General features: G+C 67.5%; 21 protein-coding genes and 1 riboswitch. Of the genes, 9 read left to right on the plus strand and 12 right to left on the minus strand.

Annotated features, from left to right (window positions below):
• The first annotated feature begins 2 nt into the window (after window positions 1-2).
• Window positions 3-1,169, plus strand: a complete 1,167-nt coding sequence (gene argE, locus WMC41_RS26080; RefSeq protein ID WP_432349518.1) for an acetylornithine deacetylase — start codon at window positions 3-5, stop codon at window positions 1,167-1,169.
• A gap of 6 nt (window positions 1,170-1,175) precedes the next feature.
• On the opposite strand, the gene WMC41_RS26085 is transcribed toward argE, so the two are convergent.
• Window positions 1,176-1,520, minus strand: coding sequence for a DMT family transporter (locus tag WMC41_RS26085; RefSeq protein WP_432349519.1), 345 nt, complete (start codon window positions 1,518-1,520; stop codon window positions 1,176-1,178).
• Complete coding sequence (locus WMC41_RS26090; RefSeq protein ID WP_432349520.1) at window positions 1,517-2,161, minus strand: FMN-dependent NADH-azoreductase; 645 nt, start codon at window positions 2,159-2,161, stop codon at window positions 1,517-1,519. Before WMC41_RS26090 ends, WMC41_RS26085 begins: the two co-directional genes overlap by 4 nt.
• Before the next feature lie 86 nt (window positions 2,162-2,247).
• Here WMC41_RS26090 and WMC41_RS26095 point away from each other — a divergent pair, with 86 nt between their 5' ends.
• The gene (locus tag WMC41_RS26095) at window positions 2,248-3,087 is read left to right on the plus strand and encodes a LysR family transcriptional regulator (protein ID WP_432349521.1); all 840 of its coding nucleotides are present in this window, start codon (window positions 2,248-2,250) and stop codon (window positions 3,085-3,087) included.
• On the opposite strand, the gene WMC41_RS26100 is transcribed toward WMC41_RS26095, so the two are convergent.
• From WMC41_RS26100 to WMC41_RS26125, 6 genes are all read right to left on the minus strand, one after another.
• Entirely contained in the window at window positions 3,084-4,094 is a 1,011-nt protein-coding gene (locus tag WMC41_RS26100) for a LacI family DNA-binding transcriptional regulator (protein ID WP_432349522.1), read from the minus strand. The two genes, WMC41_RS26095 and WMC41_RS26100, sit on opposite strands and share 4 nt — an antisense overlap.
• A gap of 105 nt (window positions 4,095-4,199) precedes the next feature.
• On the minus strand, window positions 4,200-4,619 hold the full coding sequence (locus WMC41_RS26105; protein ID WP_432349523.1) for a GlcG/HbpS family heme-binding protein: 420 nt from the start codon (window positions 4,617-4,619) through the stop codon (window positions 4,200-4,202).
• Between the two features lie 11 nt (window positions 4,620-4,630).
• On the minus strand, window positions 4,631-5,536 hold the full coding sequence (locus WMC41_RS26110; protein ID WP_272808378.1) for an SMP-30/gluconolactonase/LRE family protein: 906 nt from the start codon (window positions 5,534-5,536) through the stop codon (window positions 4,631-4,633).
• Window positions 5,537-5,665: 129 nt separating this feature from the next.
• Window positions 5,666-6,766, minus strand: a complete 1,101-nt coding sequence (locus WMC41_RS26115; RefSeq protein ID WP_432349524.1) for an ABC transporter substrate-binding protein — start codon at window positions 6,764-6,766, stop codon at window positions 5,666-5,668.
• Window positions 6,767-6,815: 49 nt separating this feature from the next.
• Window positions 6,816-7,883: an ABC transporter permease gene (locus WMC41_RS26120; RefSeq protein WP_244770172.1), complete on the minus strand. Its 1,068-nt coding sequence runs from the start codon at window positions 7,881-7,883 to the stop codon at window positions 6,816-6,818.
• A gap of 17 nt (window positions 7,884-7,900) precedes the next feature.
• Complete coding sequence (locus WMC41_RS26125) at window positions 7,901-9,397, minus strand: sugar ABC transporter ATP-binding protein (RefSeq protein ID WP_432349525.1); 1,497 nt, start codon at window positions 9,395-9,397, stop codon at window positions 7,901-7,903.
• A gap of 166 nt (window positions 9,398-9,563) precedes the next feature.
• On the opposite strand from WMC41_RS26125, the gene WMC41_RS26130 reads away from it, so the two are divergent.
• From WMC41_RS26130 to WMC41_RS26155, 6 genes are read left to right on the plus strand one after another with little or no spacing between them, the layout of a single operon-like run.
• On the plus strand, window positions 9,564-10,511 hold the full coding sequence (locus WMC41_RS26130; RefSeq protein WP_432349526.1) for a 2-hydroxyacid dehydrogenase: 948 nt from the start codon (window positions 9,564-9,566) through the stop codon (window positions 10,509-10,511).
• 10 nt (window positions 10,512-10,521) lie between these two features.
• Window positions 10,522-11,553, plus strand: coding sequence for an L-idonate 5-dehydrogenase (locus WMC41_RS26135; RefSeq protein WP_244770169.1), 1,032 nt, complete (start codon window positions 10,522-10,524; stop codon window positions 11,551-11,553).
• A 9-nt stretch (window positions 11,554-11,562) separates the two neighbouring features.
• Window positions 11,563-12,318: an SDR family oxidoreductase gene (locus tag WMC41_RS26140; protein ID WP_244770168.1), complete on the plus strand. Its 756-nt coding sequence runs from the start codon at window positions 11,563-11,565 to the stop codon at window positions 12,316-12,318.
• A gap of 22 nt (window positions 12,319-12,340) precedes the next feature.
• Window positions 12,341-12,823, plus strand: a complete 483-nt coding sequence (locus WMC41_RS26145; protein ID WP_244770167.1) for a gluconokinase — start codon at window positions 12,341-12,343, stop codon at window positions 12,821-12,823.
• On the plus strand, window positions 12,820-13,707 hold the full coding sequence (locus tag WMC41_RS26150; protein WP_244770166.1) for an NAD(P)-dependent oxidoreductase: 888 nt from the start codon (window positions 12,820-12,822) through the stop codon (window positions 13,705-13,707). Before WMC41_RS26145 ends, WMC41_RS26150 begins: the two co-directional genes overlap by 4 nt.
• Complete coding sequence (locus tag WMC41_RS26155) at window positions 13,704-14,036, plus strand: hypothetical protein (RefSeq protein WP_244770165.1); 333 nt, start codon at window positions 13,704-13,706, stop codon at window positions 14,034-14,036. Before WMC41_RS26150 ends, WMC41_RS26155 begins: the two co-directional genes overlap by 4 nt.
• 66 nt (window positions 14,037-14,102) lie before the next feature.
• Here WMC41_RS26155 and WMC41_RS26160 read toward each other — a convergent pair whose 3' ends face one another.
• Window positions 14,103-14,678 (minus strand): TetR/AcrR family transcriptional regulator, encoded by a 576-nt coding sequence (locus WMC41_RS26160; RefSeq protein ID WP_432349527.1) that lies wholly within the window; start codon window positions 14,676-14,678, stop codon window positions 14,103-14,105.
• Between the two features lie 87 nt (window positions 14,679-14,765).
• Between WMC41_RS26160 and WMC41_RS26165 the strand changes: the two genes are divergently transcribed.
• Window positions 14,766-16,241: an MFS transporter gene (locus tag WMC41_RS26165; protein WP_432349528.1), complete on the plus strand. Its 1,476-nt coding sequence runs from the start codon at window positions 14,766-14,768 to the stop codon at window positions 16,239-16,241.
• A 32-nt stretch (window positions 16,242-16,273) separates the two neighbouring features.
• Here WMC41_RS26165 and WMC41_RS26170 read toward each other — a convergent pair whose 3' ends face one another.
• From WMC41_RS26170 to WMC41_RS26180, 3 genes are all read right to left on the minus strand, one after another.
• The gene (locus WMC41_RS26170; RefSeq protein WP_432349529.1) at window positions 16,274-17,461 is read right to left on the minus strand and encodes an amidohydrolase family protein; all 1,188 of its coding nucleotides are present in this window, start codon (window positions 17,459-17,461) and stop codon (window positions 16,274-16,276) included.
• Between the two features lie 113 nt (window positions 17,462-17,574).
• On the minus strand, window positions 17,575-18,006 hold the full coding sequence (locus WMC41_RS26175) for a GlcG/HbpS family heme-binding protein (protein WP_288080054.1): 432 nt from the start codon (window positions 18,004-18,006) through the stop codon (window positions 17,575-17,577).
• Window positions 18,007-18,092: 86 nt separating this feature from the next.
• Window positions 18,093-19,334 (minus strand): D-amino acid dehydrogenase, encoded by a 1,242-nt coding sequence (locus WMC41_RS26180; RefSeq protein ID WP_432349530.1) that lies wholly within the window; start codon window positions 19,332-19,334, stop codon window positions 18,093-18,095.
• Between the two features lie 139 nt (window positions 19,335-19,473).
• Window positions 19,474-19,564, minus strand: a riboswitch (glycine riboswitch).
• Window positions 19,565-19,567: the final 3 nt, after the last annotated feature.

Genomic DNA, 19,567 nt, shown 5'->3' on the forward strand with positions numbered 1-19,567 from the left:
GCATGATCCCCGCGACCCCGGATATCCTCGCCCGCCTCGTTGCCGAACCGACGGTGTCGCGGACATCCAACCTGGCGCTGCTCGACTATGTCGAAGGCCTGCTGCGCCCGGCCGGCGCGCGGATCGAGCGCTTTTCGCATCCGGATGGCAGCCGGGCCAATCTCTGGGCGACCATCGGTTCCGAGGGGCCTGGCGGCGTGGTGCTGTCGGGCCATACCGACGTCGTGCCGGCCGAAGGACAGGACTGGAGCACCGATCCCTTCCGGCTGGCCGAGCGGGACGGGCGGCTCTACGGCCGCGGCACGGCGGACATGAAGGGTTTCGTGGCCGCAGCGCTTCACGCCGCGCTTTTCGCCGCGACCCGCCCCCTGAAAGCGCCGCTGCACCTCGCCCTCTCCTACGACGAGGAGATCGGCTGTCTCGGCGTGCGCGGCATGATCGAGGCGCTGGCGAAGCGGCCGGCAGGGCCGGCGCTCTGCATCGTCGGCGAGCCGACGGGCCTGCGCATTGCCAGCGGTCACAAGGGCAAGCTGGCACTCAAGGCCTGCTGCCGCGGCGAGGCCGGCCATTCGGCACTTGCACCCAAGGCGCTGAATGCGCTGCATCTCGGCGCGGCCTTCATCACCACCCTACAGGCGCGGCAGGACATGCTGGCTGCGCGGGGCGCGCGCGACCCGGACTACGACATCCCCTATTCCACCATCCATGCCGGCCTGATGCACGGCGGCACCGCGCTTAACGTGGTGCCCAGCCTGTGCGAGATCGACTTCGAGATCCGCAACATTGCCGGCGACGATCCGGGGCGCATCCTCGCCGATATCCGCGGCGACGCCGAGGCCATCGTCGCGCCGCATCGCGGCCGGTTTCCGATGGCCTGCATAGAGATCGAGCCGGTTTCCGGCTATCCCGGCCTCGACACGCCCTCCGACGCGCCCGCGATACGGCTGCTGCGCCGGATCCTCGCGACGGATGAGCCGATCATAAAGGTGGCCTTCGGCACGGAAGGCGGTCTCTTCCATCAGGACCTCGGCCTTTCCACCGCGGTCTGCGGCCCCGGCTTCATGGAACAGGGCCACAAGGCCGACGAATTCGTCAGCATCGAGCAGCTCGACCGGTGCGACGCGATGCTGGCGCGCCTCGTCGCCGAACTCGAGCGCGGCCCGGCCTGACGCCGCTCAGCCGGCGGCCTCCTGCCCCGTGCCGAGATGCAGGCCGACGATCGCGATCACGATGATAGCCACATAAGCGATGCGCTGGGCGCCCAGCGGCTCGCCGAACACGATGGTGCCGACGGCAACGGAGCCGACCGCGCCGATGCCTGTCCAGACCGCGTAGGCCATTCCGAGCGGCAGGACGGACAAGGCCCTGGCGAGCGAGAACACGAAGGCCGCCAGCAGGAGGATGGAGAGAAGGCCCCAACCCCAATGCGTCATGCCGTTCGATTTCTTGGTCGCCAGCGCCCAGAAGACATCCAGCACGCCGGACAGAACCAGGAGCGTCCAGCCCGTCGCCGCGCTCATGCGTCCACCCTCGCAAGCCGCTCCGCAAGGGCAGCCAGATGCGCCTGCGCCTTTTCCGCCGCCGCCAGCACGTCGCCCGGCTTGCCGACGGTGGGGCCGACGGGGACGATGTCCACATCGCGAAAGCCGATGAACTTCAGGGCCTGCCGCAGATACGGCGTGGCAAGATCGGGCCGGCCCCAGGACGGCCCCTCGGAAAAATCGCCGGAGCTTGCGAGGATCGCGACGACGGGGCGCGGCCGCAGAAGCGGCGTATAGCCGGTTTGCGGATCGAAGCGGAAGCTGAGGCCTGGCTGGGTGACGAGGTCGATATAATGCTTCAGCCGATAGGGAATGGAGAGGTTCCACATCGGCGTGGAGAGAAGCACGATCTTTGCCGCATCGAGCCTGTGCACCATGTCCTCGATCGCCGCCCAGCTTTCGGCCTCTTGCGGCGTGAAAGAACGGCCGGCGAGGCGCGCATATTTCGCCGCGAGCAGAGGACCGTCGAAAGCCGGCAGGTCCGCTTTCCAGACATCGATCTCGCGGACCTGAAGCGCGGGATGGTGTTTTTCAAGCGCGGCGATGAACCCCGCCGCCGCCTTGCCGGAATGGGAGAGGTCCGCACGGGGCGAAGCCTTGATGTGCAACAGTTCGGTCATGTCGATCTCCTTTGATCGACATATAAATTTGCAACAGCGCGAATTCTTCTGCATGAATTGCGAAACCAGTTCGCAATGGTGCGAAAATGCTATCGACCGACGACCTCCTCCTCATCGCGGCGCTGGCGCGCAGCGGAAAGCCCGCCCCCGCGGCCGCCGGCCTCAATGTACACCTCGCCACCGTCTACCGCCGGCTGAAGGAACTGGAGCAGGAGGCCGGGGCGCCGCTGTTCCAGCGGCTCGGCGGGCAATATATCCCGACCCCGCTCGGCAGCGAGCTGGTCCGTGCCGCGATGGGCGTGGAGGCAAACCTTGCCGAGGCGCGGCGGCAACTGGCGGGCGGCGAACAGCGGCTTGCGGGCCGCATCACCCTGACGACGCCCGATTCCCTGGTCCCGCTGGTTTCCACGCTGCTCCCGCCGGTACGCCGGAAACATGCCGGCATCCGCTTCGATCTCGTGGTCTCCAACACCTTTGCCGACATGGCGCGCTATGAGGCCGAAGTGGCCATCCGCCCCACCCGCTCCCCGCCGGAAACGCTGGTCGGCCAGCGGGCGGGCGCGTTCCGCTATGCGATCTACGTGAAAAGCGGAACCAGGGAAGACCTGCCGTGGATCGCGCTCGACGACAGCCTTTCGGCTATTCCCGCCGCCCGCTGGCTGGCCGCCCATGTGGCGGAGGAGGAGATCGTGCTGCGGGTGAACAGCATGTGGGCCGCCGCCCAGGCCGCCGCAGCGGGCCTCGGAAGAGCGCTTCTGCCGGATTATCTCCACCGGTCGTTCGATCTCGACCGGCAGGGCGATTTCATCGGCGCGCTGGAATCGGAAGTCTGGCTCCTCATCCATCCGGACCTGCGCCGCACGCCGCGCATCCAGGCCTTCATGGACCTCGCCGCCGGCAGGCTGCGGGCGCAATTGAAGGCCTAGCGGCTGCTGTCGCGCACGATCAGCCGCGGTTCGATCGTGACATGCGGCACGTCCGGCCGGTCGTCGAGGAGATCGAGGATGAGGCGGCCGGTGCGCTCGCCGATCTGCCGCGCTTGGGCGTCGACGGTCGTCAGCGCCGGCACGCAGATACCGCCGATCTCGTAGTTGCCGAAGCCGCCGATGGCGATGCGCCCGGGCACGGGCACGCCGCGGCGCTGGCACTCCGTCAGCGCCCCGAAGGCCGAAAGGTCGGACACGCAGATCACCGCTTCCGTATCGGGGAATTCCGCCAGCAGCCGCGCCATGGCATTGGCGCCTTCCCGCATCGAGATCGGCGGCACGCCCGCGTCGATGAGGCGGGAGGCGTCGAGGCCGTGGCTGTCGAGCGCGGCGATGAAGCCGAGGCGGCGGTCGCTGCCGCGGGTGTCGCGGCTCGCATCACCGCCGATGAAGGCAATGCGGCAATAGCCGGCCGCCACGAAATGATCGACCATGCTGCGCACGGCGTCGGCATTGGAAAAGCCGACGAAATGGCCGATCGGCTCGGCCGGCACATCCCAGGTCTCGATGACGGGCACGCTGGCGTTCTCCAGCAGCCTCCGCGCCCGCGGCGTGTGTTTTCCGCCGGTCACGACGATGGCCTGCGGCTTGCGGCGCAAGAGCTGCTCGATCAGCCGCTCCTCTTCCTCGACATCGTAGTTCGTATAGCCGAGCAGGATCTGGAAGCCGCGGGCGCTCAGCGTTTCGGAAAGGCCGCCGACCGTATCGGCGAAGTTCGCATTGTTGATCGACGGGATGGTGACGGCGATGAAATCCGTCTTCTGCGAGCGCAGGTTCGAGGCGGTGGAATCGAAGACATAGCCGAGCTCTTCCGCCGCCTTCAGGATCGCGTCGCGCGTATCCTTGTTGATCAGGCTGCCGGACTTGAACGCGCGCGATACCGTCATCGGGGAAACACCCGTCTTGCGGGCGATGTCCGCCATGGTCGGCGCCTTGTCGTTGCGCATTCCCCGTGCTCCGTTATCGTTACCACACCATAGCGCGCCGGCCTTCCATGCCGCAAGCCGGGCGACGCCGGAGCGTTCCGTTATCCCCACGCGCGCAAAGGCCGGTCACGCCGCGTCCGCGCCGATGGCGGCCAGCGCCGCGCGGGCGACCTCCTCGTCCTGCTCCCCCGAGCCCGAACCGACGCCGATGCCGCCGAGGAGCACGCCGGCCGAGCGGATCGGCAAGCCGCCGCGAAGGCCCGTCACCTCGCCCCGGGTGGCCGCCGCAAGCGGCAGCTTCGCATGGTCGGGCAGGCTGTGGCTCGGGGCGCCGATAGAGGCGGCGGTGCGGGCCTTGGCCGTGGCGCTCTTCAGCGAGAGATAACGCGAGCCGTTCATGCGGAAGGAGCCGAGCACCACGCCGCTCTGGTCGACGATGACGATGCATTGCGGCTGGCCCGAGGCCTTCGCGGCATCGATGGCGCCTTGCAGCATGGCAAGCACGCCCTCGTCCGTCAGCTTCGCGGTCGTTTCGGTGAATGGCATGTCCGGCATTCCTATCGCGTGGTCCGGACCGCACCGCGGATGGCGAGCGAAACGGCATAAAGGGACGTGGTGGCGGTGATGAAGAGCCGGTGACCATGCCGGCCGCCGAAGCAGATGTTCGACACCGTCTCCGGCACGAGGATTTTTCCGAGCCGGCGGCCGTCCGGCGCGATGCAGTGCACCCCGTCGCCGGCCGAGGTCCAGAGATTGCCGGCCGCATCGACGCGCATGCCGTCCGCGCAGCCGGGACTGACGACATGGAAGACGTCGCCTCCGGCAAGCGACCAGCCTTCGCCGACATCGAAGACGCGGATATGGCGCGGATCGTCGGAGAAGATGCGGCCCGTATCGGCGACATAGAGCCGCGTCTCGTCCGGGCTGAAGGCAAGGCCATTCGGGCATTGGAAATCGGTGAGCACCGCCCGGATCTCCCCCGAAAGCGGGTCGACCCGGTAGACATTGCAGGGCAGCTCCTGTTCGGCGCGCGTGCCCTCGTAGTCGGAGGCGATGCCGTAATGCGGATCGGTGAACCACACGGCACCGTCCGAGGCGACGACGACATCGTTCGGCGAGTTCAGCCGCTTTCCCTCGTAGCGGTCGGCGATGACGGTGATCGAGCCGTCATGCTCGGTGCGGGTGACGCGGCGCGTGCCGTGCTCGCAGGTGACGAGCCGGCCTTCCCGGTCGCGCGTGTTGCCATTGGAGAAATTGGCGGGCTCGCGGAACGTGCTTATACCGAGCGCCGGGCTCCAGCGCAGGATGCGGTTGTTGGGAATGTCGGAGAACAGCAGGCAATCGTGATCGCCGAACCAGACCGGTCCCTCGACCCAGTCGAACCCGCCGGCCAGCTTCTTCAGCGGCGCATTTCCCAGCACGAAGGTTGAGAACACCGCGTCCTCGGCCTCGAAAAACGACATGGCACTCCTCCCTCGCAATCCAACGCCCGCGCAAGATACCGATCATGCCGTCCCGGGCAAGGGCAATGGAGACCGGGCTTTGATCGCGCCCGGGGACGGTCCTCCCGCCCCCGGACGCCGGAAGGAGGCTTATTTGCCCCAGATCTTCTTGTATTCGTCGCGATAGCCGTTGTCGGGGTCGAAGCTGTTCTTCGGCCCGCCATCGAACTCGACATTGTCCACCGTCACGACATGGAGCGGCGAGACGTAGCCCGACCACTGCTCGCCCGCGAAGGCGCGGTTCAACTCGTCGACGAGCTGCCAGCCCTGCAGGTTGAGCGGCTCGGCCACGGTGACGGACTGGTACTGCCTAGCGCGGATGCGCTGGTAGGCGCTTTCCGAGCCGTCGCCGGCCGCAACGCTCTTCGGCGCGCCATCGCCCGCAATGCCGGCCGCGGCGAGCGACGGGCCCATGAAGTCGAAATAGATGTCGTTGATCGCCAGCGAATGGGTCCATTGCTCGCCGTATTTCTGCAGGAGCGTCGTCGTGAGCTGCGGCATGCGCTGCGAGGTCTCGGCGATCGGCGTGTCGACATATTCGAGCACCGTGCCGCCGAGCGCCTCGATCTCCGCCTTCATCTTGTCGGCCTTGGCGATGGCGATGGCGTAGGTGGAATCGGTGAAGATGATCACGCCCGGCTTGCCGCCGGCATCGACGAAGGCATAGTCGGCCGCCGCCTTGGAGACTTCCATGGCGTCCGTCGTCACGTTGGCGAAGACGCCGACCTCCTCGACCGGGCCGACGGCAGGCGCCGCATGCCAGGCGACCATCGGAATGCCGGCTTTCTTGGCCTCCTCCATCGCCGGCTTCTGCTCGACGGCATCGAAACCGGTGATGATGATGCCGCCCGGCTTCAGCGTCAGCGCCTGGCCGAAGGAGGCGGTACGGCCCTCGATCGAGCCCGCGCTGTCGAGCACCGTCACCTTCCAGCCGATGGCGGCGGCCGCCTCCTCGATGCCGTTGACGACGCCGAGGATGCCGCCGTTCTTCATGTCGGCTGCGACCACGACGACGGTCTTGCCTTCCGCCGCCTTCGGGCCGCCCGTCGGGCCGTCCCATTTCTCGACCTTGCTGGCATATTTCTCGACGACGGCCTTCGCATCCGCCATGGCATCCGCGAAGGCCGGGCTTGCGAGCATCAGGCCGAAGGCGGCGGCGGCCGTGGTGGCCAGGAAATCTCTGCGTTTCACGATAGTGTCCTCCCTTTGGACGTGAGACATGCGACGATGGAACGAAGGTTCAGGATGGCTTGCCGGCCGCTTCCCCCGGCGCGCCCTTCGGCTTGATGGCGCCCGCAGCGCCACGGCGGCGCTGGGCATAACCGGCAATACCGATGGCGACGAGCAACGTGACGCCGTTGAACAGCGGCTCGACGAAGAAGGAGCCGCCGAACTGCTGGATGCCGGCAATGCCGACGGCAAGGATGATGACGCCGATCATCGTGCCCCAGACATTGACGCGGCCCGGCTTGATGGTGGTGGAGCCGAGGAAAGCGCCGACGAGGGCCGGCAGCAGATATTCGAGGCCGACGCTCGCCTGGCCGATGCGCAGCCGCGAGGCGAGCAGCACGCCGGCGACGGCCGAGAGGACGCCCGAGGCGATGAAGGCGCCGATGACGAAACGGCGGACCGGAATGCCGTTCAGCGCCGCCGCCTTCGGATTGGCGCCGATGGCATAGACATAGCGGCCGATCGGCAGGTATTCGAGCACGATCCAGAGCACAATCGCCAGCGCCAGCACGTAGAAGCCGGTGATCGGCAGGCCGAAGAGCATGGTGCCGTTCAGCGCGAGAAACCCGTCCGGCAAGACGCCGACCACCTGCCGGCCGCCTGTGTGCCAGAGCGCGATGGCATAGATGACCGTGCCGGTGCCGAGGGTCGCGATGAAGCTGTCGATCTTGGCCACCTCGACCAGCAGGCCGTTCAGGAGGCCGGTCAACGCGCCGAGCACAAGAACGACGGCGACCGCCAACGGCCAGGGCAGGCCCAGCATGGTCTGCAGGCTGATCGCCAGGATATGCCAGAGCACGATGCCGTAGCCGATGGTCAGGTCGATGCGCCCGCACGCCATGGGGATCATCGCGGCCAGCGACAGGATGGCGATGATCGTCTTGTTGGCGATGATCGAGCGCAGGTTGAGCAGCGTCGGGAACGTATCCGACAGCAGGACCGAGAAGACGAGGATGAGCAGGACCGTCAGGATGACGAGGCCATAGACCGGCAGGAGGCGCTTCAGCTTCTCGCCGGTCGAAAGCCCCTTCAGTTCGGCGGGCGTCGGCTCGAGCGCGTTGGACTGGATGGATTGCATCGTCTTTCTCCCGGAAATCAGGCCGCCTCGGAGGCGGAGGCCGCAGCGATGACGGCGGAGGTGGTGAGGTCGGCGCCGGACAGTTCGCGAACGATGCGTCCGCGCGAGAACACGAGCGCCCGATGGCAGATATGCGCGATCTCCTCGAAGTCGGTGGAGATCACGAGGACGGCGAGCCCCTCCTCCACCGCCGCGGCGATGAGGCGGTAGATGTCGGCCTTGGCGCCGACATCGACGCCGGCCGTCGGGTCCTCGGCGATCAGCAGCCTGCGGCCGGTCGCAAGCCAGCGCCCGACCACCACCTTCTGCTGGTTGCCGCCCGACAGCGCCTCGATGGCGAGCGCCTGGTCGTTGGGGCGCAGCCCCACCTTCTCGCCGATGGCCGCGGCCATGCCGGCTTCGCGGGCCGGCGACAGGAAAGCCGCAAGCCCACGCCCGGACGCGCCGGGATTGAGGAAGGTGTTTTCCCGCAGCGTGAGCGACATGGCGACCGATTCCTCCGTCCGGTCGCGGGCGATCAACCCGATGCCGGAGGCGATCGCCGTTTCCGGGCTGGAAAGATCGGGCGCCGCACCGCGGATCGTCACCACGCCCGTCGCGGGTTCGGCGCCGAAGAGGGCGCGGCCGATCAGTTCCTGCCCCGCGCCGCGCAGGCCGACAAGGCCGAGAAGCTCGCCCTGCCTGAGCTCGAAGGAGACGGGGCCGGCACCACGGCAGGCAAGGTCGCCGACCGACACCAGCACCGGACCGGGTGTCGAATGGGCCTTGGCAAAGAGCTGGTCCGCCTTGCGGCCGACGATCATGCGGATCAGCTCGTCCGGATTGGTGTCGGCGACGGCCGTCTCGCCGACGAGATGCCCATCGCGCAGCACGGCGACGCGGTCGGCGATGCGGAAGATCTCGTCGAGGCGGTGCGAGACGTAGATCATCGCCACACCGCGGTCCTTGAGCGGCCGGATGGCGTCGAACAGGCGCTCCACCTCGTCGGCCGGAAGGCTCGCTGTCGGTTCGTCGAGGACGAGCACGTCGGCCTCGACGGCGAGCGCCCGGGCGATGGCGACCAGCGACTTTTCGGTGCGCGTCAGGCTCTGCACGCGGGTGGAGGGATCGAAATCGCAGCCGACCAGCTTCAGCGCTTCGGCCGTGCGCCGCGCCGTGGCGTTCCAGTCGATCAGCTTGCGACGCAGCGAAAAGCCCTGTGCCAGGCCGACATTCTCGGCCACCGTCATCCATTCGATGAGGCCGAGGTCCTGGTGGATGAAGGCGACCGATTGGCGCTCGTTCGGCCGCGGCGGGCGATGGTGATAGGGCTCGCCGCAAAACAGGATGTCCCCGCCGTCCGGCCGGTAGATGCCGGCGAGCGTCTTGATGAGGGTCGACTTGCCGGCGCCGTTTTCGCCGAGAAGCGCGAGGATCTCGCCGCTCCTGAGGTCGAGCGACACGTTCGTCAGCGCTTTCGTGCCGCCGAACTCCTTCGACACGGCGCGAAATTCCAGAAGTTTCTGCGTTTCCACCTGCTCCTCCCAAAGCCGATGGAATGATCGTATGGTATCGATAACATCATTGTCAAGGGCGCTATATAAGCCTCTTCAACACCCCCATAGCTTTTTGAAATGGGGCTGGACAATTCCCTGCGGCACGATATGTTATCGATAACAAAATATATGTCGGAGGAATCCCGTGAGCAAGATCGAGCTGTTGCAGGTTGGGCCGTATCCAGCGTGGGACGAAGAGCGCCTGAACGCCAACTTCACCATGCATCGCTATTTCGAGGCAGCCGACAAGGCGGCGTTCCTGGCCGCGCATGGCGCTAACATCCGCGGGATCGCGACGCGCGGCGAGCTTGGGGCGAACCGGGCGATGATCGAGGCGCTGCCGAAGCTGGAGGTCATCTCCGTCTACGGCGTCGGCTTCGATGCGGTCGACCTTGCCGCCGCCCGCGAGCGCGGCATCCGCGTCACCAACACGCCCGACGTGCTCACCAAGGACGTCGCCGATCTCGGCATCGCCATGATGCTCGCCGAGGCGCGCGGCGTCATCGGCGGCGAGGCCTGGGTCAAGAGCGGCGACTGGGCAAGCAAGGGCCTCTACCCGCTGAAGCGCCGCGTGCACGGCAAGCGCGCCGGCGTGCTCGGCCTCGGCCGCATCGGCTACGAGGTCGCCAAGCGCCTTGCCGGCTTCGACATGGACATCGCCTACAGCGATACCGGCCCGAAGGACTTCGCCAAGGACTGGACCTTCGTCGCCGATCCGGTGGAACTGGCCGCCCGCTCCGACTTCCTCTTCGTCACGCTGGCCGCCTCCGCCGAGACGCGCCACATCGTCGGCCGCAAGGTGATCGAGGCGCTCGGGCCGGAGGGCATGCTGATCAACATCTCGCGCGCCTCCAACATCCACGAGGACGCCCTGCTCGACGCGCTGGAACGCAAGGCGCTCGGTTCGGCCGCGCTCGATGTCTTCGAGGGCGAGCCGAACCTGAACCCGCGCTTCCTTGCGCTCGACAACGTCCTGCTCCAGCCGCACATGGCCTCCGGCACGGTCGAGACGCGCAAGGCGATGGGCCAGCTCGTCTTCGACAACCTGTCGGCCCATTTCGACGGCCGCCCGCTGCCGACGCCGGTCCTGTGAGGGTGATGCGATGAAAGCCATCGTCATCCACGCGGCTAAGGACCTGCGCATCGAGGAGAGTGCCGTTGAGGCGCCCGGCCCCGGTGAGGTGGAGATCCGCCTTGCCGCCGGCGGCATCTGCGGCTCGGACCTGCACTACTACAACCACGGCGGCTTCGGCACGGTGCGGCTGAAGGAGCCGATGATCCTCGGCCATGAAGTGGCCGGCCATGTCGCCGCGCTCGGCGAGGGCGTTTCCGGCCTTGCCATCGGCGATCTCGTCGCCGTCTCGCCTTCGCGGCCCTGCGGGGCCTGCGCCTACTGCCTGAAGGGCCTGCCGAACCATTGCTTCAACATGCGCTTCTATGGCTCGGCCATGCCCTTCCCGCATATCCAGGGCGCTTTCCGCGAGCGGCTGGTGGCCAGGGCCAGCCAGTGCGTGAAGGCGGACGGGCTTTCGGCGGGTGAAGCCGCGATGGCCGAGCCGCTTTCGGTCACGCTGCACGCCACGCGCCGGGCCGGCGAAATGCTGGGCAAGCGCGTGCTCGTCACCGGCTGCGGGCCGATCGGCACCTTGTCGATCCTCGCCGCAAGGCGGGCGGGTGCGGCCGAGATCGTCGCCGCCGACCTCTCCGAACGGGCGCTCGGCTTTGCCCGCGCGGTCGGCGCGGACCGTACGGTCAACCTGTCGGAAGACCGCGACGGCCTTGTTCCGTTCAGCGAGAACAAGGGCACTTTCGATGTGCTCTACGAGTGTTCCGGCGCACAGCCGGCGCTCGTTGCGGGCATCCAGGCGCTACGCCCGCGCGGCGTCATCGTGCAGCTCGGCCTCGGCGGCGAAATGAGCCTGCCGATGATGGCGATCACGGCCAAGGAACTGGACCTGCGCGGCTCTTTCCGCTTCCATGAGGAATTCGCGGTCGCCATCCGGCTGATGCAGGGCGGGCTGATCGACGTGAAGCCGCTGATCACCCATACGCTGCCGCTCGCCGACGCCCTGAAGGCCTTCGAGATCGCCTCGGACAAGGGGCAATCGATGAAGACGCAGATCGCATTCAGTTAAGGAAGAGCCATGAGCACCCAACTCTTCGACCTCACGGGCAAGCGCGCCCTTGTCACCGGCTCCTCGCAGGGCATCGGCCTTGCGCTGGCGAAGGGCCTTGCCGATGCCGGCGCCGACATCGTCCTCAACGGCCGCGACACGGCCAAGCTGCAGGCGGCCACGGAAGCGCTCGGGGCAAGGCACACGCTCGCCTTCGACGCCACCGACCACGCGGCCGTGCGCGCGGCCATCGACGGTTTCGAGGCGGAGGTCGGCGCCATCGACATCCTCGTCAACAATGCCGGCATGCAGCACCGCACGCCACTGGAGGACTTTCCCGCCGACGCCTTCGAGCGGCTCCTGAAGACCAACGTCTCCACCGTCTTCAATGTCGGCCAGGCCGTCGCGCGCCACATGATCGGCCGCGGCGCGGGCAAGATCATCAACATCGCCAGCGTCCAGACGGCGCTCGCCCGCCCGGGCATCGCCCCCTACACCGCCACCAAGGGCGCGGTCGGCAACCTCACCAAGGGCATGGCGACGGATTGGGCGAAATACGGCCTGCAATGCAACGCCATCGCGCCCGGCTATTTCGACACGCCACTGAACGCCGCGCTCGTCGCCGATCCCGCCTTCTCCGCCTGGCTGGAGAAACGCACGCCGGCCGGCCGCTGGGGCAAGGTGGAGGAGCTCGTCGGCGCCTGTATCTTCCTTTCTTCAAACGCCTCCTCCTTCGTGAACGGACACACGCTCTATGTCGACGGCGGCATCACGGCCTCGCTCTGAGGAAAACAGGCGCATCGTCCTGATGGGCGTTGCCGGCTGCGGCAAGTCCGCCGTCGGCGCGGCGCTTGCCGGCCGTATCGGCGCGAACTATCTCGATGGCGACGACCTGCATCCGCCGGAAAACATCGACAAGATGAGCCGCGGCGAACCGCTGACCGACGAGGACCGCTGGCCCTGGCTGACCCTGGTCGGCCGGACGCTCGCGCAGCCGGGCGGCACCCTGATCATCGGCTGCTCGGCCCTCAAGCGCCGCTACCGCGACCACATCGCCCGCGAGGCGCGCGGTCCCGTCACCTTCGTCCACCTTTCCGGCAGCAGGGACCTGATCGCCGCCCGCATGTCGGCCCGTGCCGGCCATTTCATGCCGACGAGCCTCATCGACAGCCAGTTCGCCGCCCTCGAACCGCCGGCGCAAGACGAGAATGCCATGATCGTCGATATCGACGACACGCTCGAAAGCGTCGTCGACCGTATCGCCGCGAAACTGGAGGAGACCCCATCATGACGAACACCGTCGCGCTGATCGGCGCGGGCGCCATGGGCGGCGCCATCGGCACGCGGCTTGCCGAAACCGGCAACCGCCTGACCGTCTTCGATCCGAACCCGGAAAAGGTGCACGCACTGGTCGGCAAGGGCGCGGCCGCGGCGCCCACGGCCGCCGCGGCCGCCGCCGCCAGCGACTATGTGATCCTCAGCCTCAATTCGCCGGCCATCGTGCGCCGCGCCGTCTTCGGCGAGGCCGGCATCGCCGCCGGCGCGCGGGCCGGCACGCTCATCATCGACATGTCCTCGATCGACCCGGACGCCACGAAGCAGCTGGCCGCCGATGCGGCGGAAAAGGGCCTGCGCTGGGTGGACAGCCCGCTGTCCGGCGGGGCGCCGAAGGCGCTGATCGGCCAGCTCACGCTGATGGCCGGCGGAACGGCGGACGACGTGGCGGATGCGCATAAGGTCCTGCGACACGTCGCCAGCAACTACACCCATATGGGCCCGGTCGGCGCCGGCCAGACGACCAAGCTGATCAACCAGGTCCTGTGCGGCCTCGGCTTCCTTGCCGTCGCCGAGGCAACGCAACTGGCGCTCGATGCCGGCGTCGACGCGGCAAAGATCCCCGAGGCGCTGAAGGGCGGGCGGGCCGACAGCGCCATCCTGCAGGAATACATGCCGCGCTTCGTGGCGAAGGACTACCGCCGCACGGGCCGCATCGACAACATGGTGAAGGACCTTTCCGGCGCGCAGGACCTTGCCCGCCGCACCAACACCGCCATGCCGCTGACGGCGGCCTGTGCCGAGATCCACCGCATGCTGACGGCCGCCGGCCTCGGCGGCGAGGACCAGGCGGCGCTGATGGAATTCTTCCGGGGCCCGAACAAGGAGAACTTCGAATGATCACCCGCTACGCGCTGTTCGAGGGCAAGGTGAAGGAGGGCCGGACCGACGCCTTCCGCAAGGCCGTCATCGAGCGCATCCTGCCGAAATGGCGGCAGTTTCCACATGCCACCGACGTGCGCGTTTCGTTTGCCGAGGCCCGCGACGAGGGTGCGCCGGAACTGCCGATGATCCTCGCCATCAACTATCCGAGCCTTGCGGCCGTCGAGGAGGCGCTCGCAAGCCCGGTGCGCGCCGAAGCCCGCGCCGCGACCGAGGCGGTTCTGGCCGAATTCTTCGAAGGCCGCATCCACCACCATGTGACGCTCGCCAGCGAATACAGGCTCTGAGCCCCGCCTCCCTCGCATCCGGAATGTTTTCGGCCGAAGTGGCATCGCGTTGGCGCCGGACCTGCTCTAACCCTTTTCCCCGTCCCTTTTTTCGTCCTCGCGCCCGCCCGCAAGGGTGAGCATGTCGGAAAACAGGGCCGTCCACCGGGCCTCGGTGATGTCGATGAGGCCGAAGGCCTTCAGCAGGAAGGCACCTTCGCCGGCGAGGAAAGCGAGCGCGGCCTGCCTGTCCTCCGCCTTATCCATGTCCAGCCCCGCCAGGCGATGCGTGTACCAGACGCGGCTCGCCGCCACCTGTTCGGGGCTTTGCAAGAGCGCCGTCATCATCACGGCGGAGCGTGAATATTCCGCCTCGTCGCTGTCGCGGGTCGCCAGCAGGTGGCCGCGAATGACGGATTGCGGCGAGCGATCGCTTCCCGCATGCGCCATCACCTCCGCCTCGAACGTGCTGCCCCAGCGCTCGATCATCGAGCGGATCAGGTTCTCCTTCGTGCCGAAACAATACTGCACGCCGCCCTTCGTGATGCCGGCGGCGCGCGCAACGGCATCGAAGGTGAGGCCCGCCGCGCCGTCCGCGGCCACGATGGCCTCGGCGGCGTCCAGAACGCGGTCGCGATCTATGCTGCGCGGTCGCCCTGCCATCTCACCCCTTCCATTTCAATACGAATGTATTTATATAGCGCCCCACGCGCATGCAACCGCTAAACACCATGCCCAAGGATCATACCGATGTCCCGTGGTAAACGCTGGCTCGTCCTCGCCGTCGTCTCCAGCGCCCTTTTCCTGATCGTCATCGACATGACGGTGCTCTATACGGCCCTGCCCAAACTGACGCACGCGCTTTCCGCCACCGCGGCCGAAAAGCTCTGGATCGTCAACGCCTATCCCCTCGTCGTCGCCGGCCTCCTGCCGGGCCTCGGCACGCTGGGCGACCGGCTGGGCCACAAGCAGATGTTCATGGCCGGCCTCTTCGTGTTCGGCCTCGCCTCCCTCGGCGCGGCCTTCGCCCCTTCGCCCGCCTTGCTGATTGCCGCGCGCGTCGCCCTGGCGGCCGGGGCGGCGATGATGATGCCTGCCACGCTGTCGCTCATCCGCCTCACCTTCACCGACGAGAAGGAGCGGGCCTTCGCCATCGGCATCTGGGCCGCGGTCGCCTCGGGCGGGGCGGCGCTCGGCCCGGTCGTCGGCGGCCTGCTGCTCGAATATTTCTGGTGGGGCTCCGTCTTCCTGATCAACGTTCCGGTCGTTCTCGTCGCGCTGGCGGCGAGCGCCGTCCTGCTCACCCGCCGCGCGGGAGACCGCAGCCGCCCCTGGGATCTCCTCGGTTCCGTGCAGGTGATGTTCGGCCTCGTCGGCCTCACCTATGCCGTGAAGGAAGCCGGAAAGCGCGATCCCTCCTGGGAAAGCGCGGCCATCGCGCTTGCCATCGGCCTTGCGGCCATGGCGGTGTTCATTCGCCGCCAGCGCCGCAGCGCGGCGCCGTTGATCGATTTCGCGCTCTTCGCCAATCCACGTTTCACCGCGGGTGTCGCCACCGCGCTCGTCGCCTCCGCCGCCCTTATCGGCGTGGAACTGGTCTTCAGCCAGCGGCTGCAGCTCGTGCTCGGCTATTCCCCGCTGGAGGCCGGCCTCATCATCCTGCCGATCCCCGCCGCCGCCTTCTTCGCCGGGCCGCTCACCGGGCTCGCCTTGCCGCGCCTTGGCGGTGAACGGGTGCTCTGGGCCGCGCTGCTGCTGTCCGGCCTTGCGCTCGCCGCCTTTCTCGCCACCCACCAGGGCCCGACAGGCTACTGGATCACGGCGCTGGCGGCGATGGGCTTCGGCGTCGGCGCCGCCATGACGGCGGCATCGGCCGTCATCATGCTCTCGGCACCGGAAGAGCAGGCCGGCATGGCCGCCTCGGTGGAGGAAGTCTCGTTCGAACTGGGCGGGGCACTCGGCATCGCGCTGCTCGGAAGCCTGATGTCCGCCCTCTATTCAAAGGCGATGGTCGTGCCGCAGGGCATGGCGCTCGCCGACGAGGCCCGCGACAGCCTCGACGAGGCGCTGGTGCTTGCCGATGGCCTCAAGCCGGACCAGGCGCAGCAGGTCATCGCCCTCGCCCAGTCCGCCTTCGACCATGCCTTCGTCGGCGTCGTCGGCGCCGCCGTGGCGATGCTGATTGCGGTCGCCTTCACGCTCTACTGGAAACTGAGCCCGCGCTGAGCCTCGAAAGGAGGCCGTGCAGACGCACGGCCTCACGCCACCCAGGTGCCGTCGCGCGCGACGATGCGGCCGCGCTTGACCACCAGGCTGCGCTTCGGCCGGTCGACGAGGATCTGCGCCCGGTTTTCGCCCTCGATCAGCACGAGGCTGCCCTCGCAGCCGACATCGAGGCCGTGGCCTTCGAGCGCGAGAAGGTCCGCGCCCCGCCCGGTACCCATGTCGAGCGCGGCGACCAGTTCCTCGTCCGTGCGGCAATAGGAACGGTAGGACAGCAGCCAACAGCGCTCCAGCATGTCGCCGTTGCCATGCGGGTTCCAGGTGTCGCGCAGGGAATCCGAGGCGACGGCGCATTTGACGCCGCGGCGCGCCAGCTCGAACATCGGCGGGAAATCGATCTCGCCCGGCACCGCCGAGATGATGCCGATGCCGTTTTCCGCGAGGATATCGATCATCGCGTCCACCGCATCGGCCGGCCCATCACCGAGACAGAAGGCATGGCTGACGACGACACGGCCCTGCATGCCGTTCGCCCTGGTGCGCTCGGCGATCATCTTCAAGGCGGACAGGCCGAGTTCGCCCGCCTCGTGCAGGTGGATGTCGATCTTCGCGCCCTTGCGGCTGGCGATGTCGAAGATCGTGTCGAGGTGTCCCTTGGGGTCGCCGTCGATATCGGTTGGGTCGATGCCGCCGATGACGGAAGCGCCCTCGTCGAGCGCCGCCTCCATCAGGTCCGCCGTGCCGGGATCGATCATCATGCCGAGCTGCGGGAAGGCGACGAGTTCGAGGCCGACGGCGTGGCGCGTCTTTTCATGGGCGCGCAGCACCGCATGGAGGTTGTCGAGCCTGTAGCCGCTGGAGATATCGACATGGCTGCGGATATGGGTGGAGCCCATGGCGACGCACTGGCGCATCAGGTTGCCGGCCCGCTCCTCCGTGTCCCAGGGCAGGTTCTTGCGGATCTCCACCTCGTTGTCGATCATCGCGCGCAGCGAGGGCGGCACGTTGATGCTGTGCCACGGCAGGCCCCAGAGGATCTTGTCGAGATGCACATGCGGCTCGACGAAGGGGGCTATGGCGACGGCATTGCCGCCGTCATGCACGGGAACGCCCGCTTCGCGCGGCAGGTTCGCGCCGATGGCGGCGATCCTGCCGCCCTTGATCAGGATGTCGGCGGTCTCGCCGCCATCGGGCCGGACATTGGTCACGAGCAGGTCGGTCATTTCTGAGAATCCTGAAATCAGCACGGATGCGGGCGGAGAACAGCATTCTTTCCCCGCTTTGCCAACCTCCGCTCTCACGCTATCCGCCCGGCAACCGATGACGGCATCAGCCCTCAATCGACCTGGGCGACAAGACCCGCTGCCTCGATGCCGGCGACCGCGCAGATCTCGTCATTGTCGGAGGTATCCCCGGTCACGCCGACCGCGCCGAGCAGCGTTCCGGCCGCATCGCGGATCAGCACGCCGCCGGGAACGGCGACGATCCTGCCGCCCGAGACGGCGGTCAGGCCCTCGATGAAATGCGGGCGTTCCTTCGCATTCTTGTCCAGCCAGCGCGAGCCCATGCCGACGGCGAGCGAGCCATAGGCTTTGCCGAAGGCGATCTCGTAGCGCAGCATGGAGGCGCCGTCCTGCTTCTGGAAGGCCTTCAAGTGGCCTCCGGCATCGAGCACCGCCACAGTGAGCGGCTTGAAGCCGGCCTTTGCGCCAGCCTCAAAGGCGGCGGCGATGATGCTGTTGGCGGCGGCAAGGGTGAGTTCGGCCATGTCTATCCTCGTGGAGTTGCGGTTTTTCGATAGGTCCCGGCACCTGGCGCCGGGACCCGAATTGTCGAGCGCTTCGCGTCCTTCTATCAGGCGGCGATGGCGCGGTCTGCCGCCATCTCGCCGGCAATCGTGTCCGTCACCATCTGCGCGGTCGCCGCCGAAAGCGTCCAGCCGAGATGGCCGTGCCCGGTATTGTAGAACACGCCGGGCTGGCGCCCCCTGCCGACCCGCGGCATCATGTTGGGCATCATCGGGCGCAGGCCCGCCCAGGGCACGACACGATTGGTGTCGACCTCGGGAAACAGCATGCGCGTCCAGTCGACGAGCGGCTTGACGCGATCGTGGCGGATGTCGCGGTTCATGCCGTTGAATTCGGCCGTGCCGGCGACGCGGAAGCGGCCCGGGCCGAGGCGGCTGGTCACGATCTTCGCCCGGTCGTCGAGCAGGCTCACCCAGGGCGCCGCCGCCTGGCTGCGCTCGTCATCGAGATGCACGGTGATCGAATAACCCTTCACGGGATAGATGTTGACCCGGTCGCCGAGCATGGCGGCGATCTGGCGGCTGGCCGTGCCGGCGCAGACGACGACGCCATCCGCCTCGACCTGGTGCGCCGAGCCCTCTCCCGTCGCATAGCCGATGCGGAACGCGCCGTTCCTGCCGATGTCCGTGACGCGGGCATCGAAGAGGAAACGGGCGCCCCGGCGCTGGCAGGCCTTCGCAAGGCCCGAGGTGAACTTGTGGATGTCGCCGGTCGAGTCCGAGGGCGTGTAGAAGCCGCCGTGGAAGGCCCCGTGCAGCGTCGGCTCGATCGACTTGACCTCTTCGGCCGTCACCGCCCGGCGGTCGAGCCCGCCCTCGGTCAGCAGGGCATTGACCTTCGCCGCATGGTCGAAGCTCGCCTTGTCCCAGTAGATGTGCAGGATGCCGCGGCGCACATGGTCGAAATCGATGTTCTCGCGCTCGGCGATGGAGAAGAGATGCTGCCGGGCGGCGATCGCCAGCCGCGTCGTCTCCACCGTGTTGTCGCGATAGCGCATGATGTTCGAGACGAATTCGGCGAGCCAGGAATATTTGTGCCACGTCGGCCGCGGGTTCATCAGCAGCGGGGCATCGTTCCGCATCATCCATTTGACGCCCTTGAACAGGGTGGACCAATGGTTCCAGACCTCGGCATTGCTGGCGGAAAGCTGGCCGCCATTGGCAAAGGAGGTTTCCATGGCGGCGTAACGCTGGCTTTCGAGCACGGTCACGTCGAAGCCGCGTTCCAGAAGGGCATAGGCAGTGGTAACGCCGGTGATACCGGCGCCGATAACGGCGATATGGGGCATAATAGGTCTCTCGCTCCGTATGACATCAGGGTACGGGCCGGAGCCCGCGTTTTCCCCAATCTGTCACGGTACCTGAGAGTTTACCCGCCACAGCGGCTTTCCCCTTCGGTGGGCGCCCGCAGCGCCTCTCTCCAGATCGTTCAACTGCACGGTCACTGGTGCCTGAGAGTTTCCTGGGGGGTTGCTCCGTCGGCGCCGGCCTTCCGGCCGATCTCTCCCATGCAGTCTTGTCG

The sequence above is a fragment of the Shinella yambaruensis genome, from assembly GCF_050859155.1.
GTDB lineage: Bacteria > Pseudomonadota > Alphaproteobacteria > Rhizobiales > Rhizobiaceae > Shinella > Shinella yambaruensis.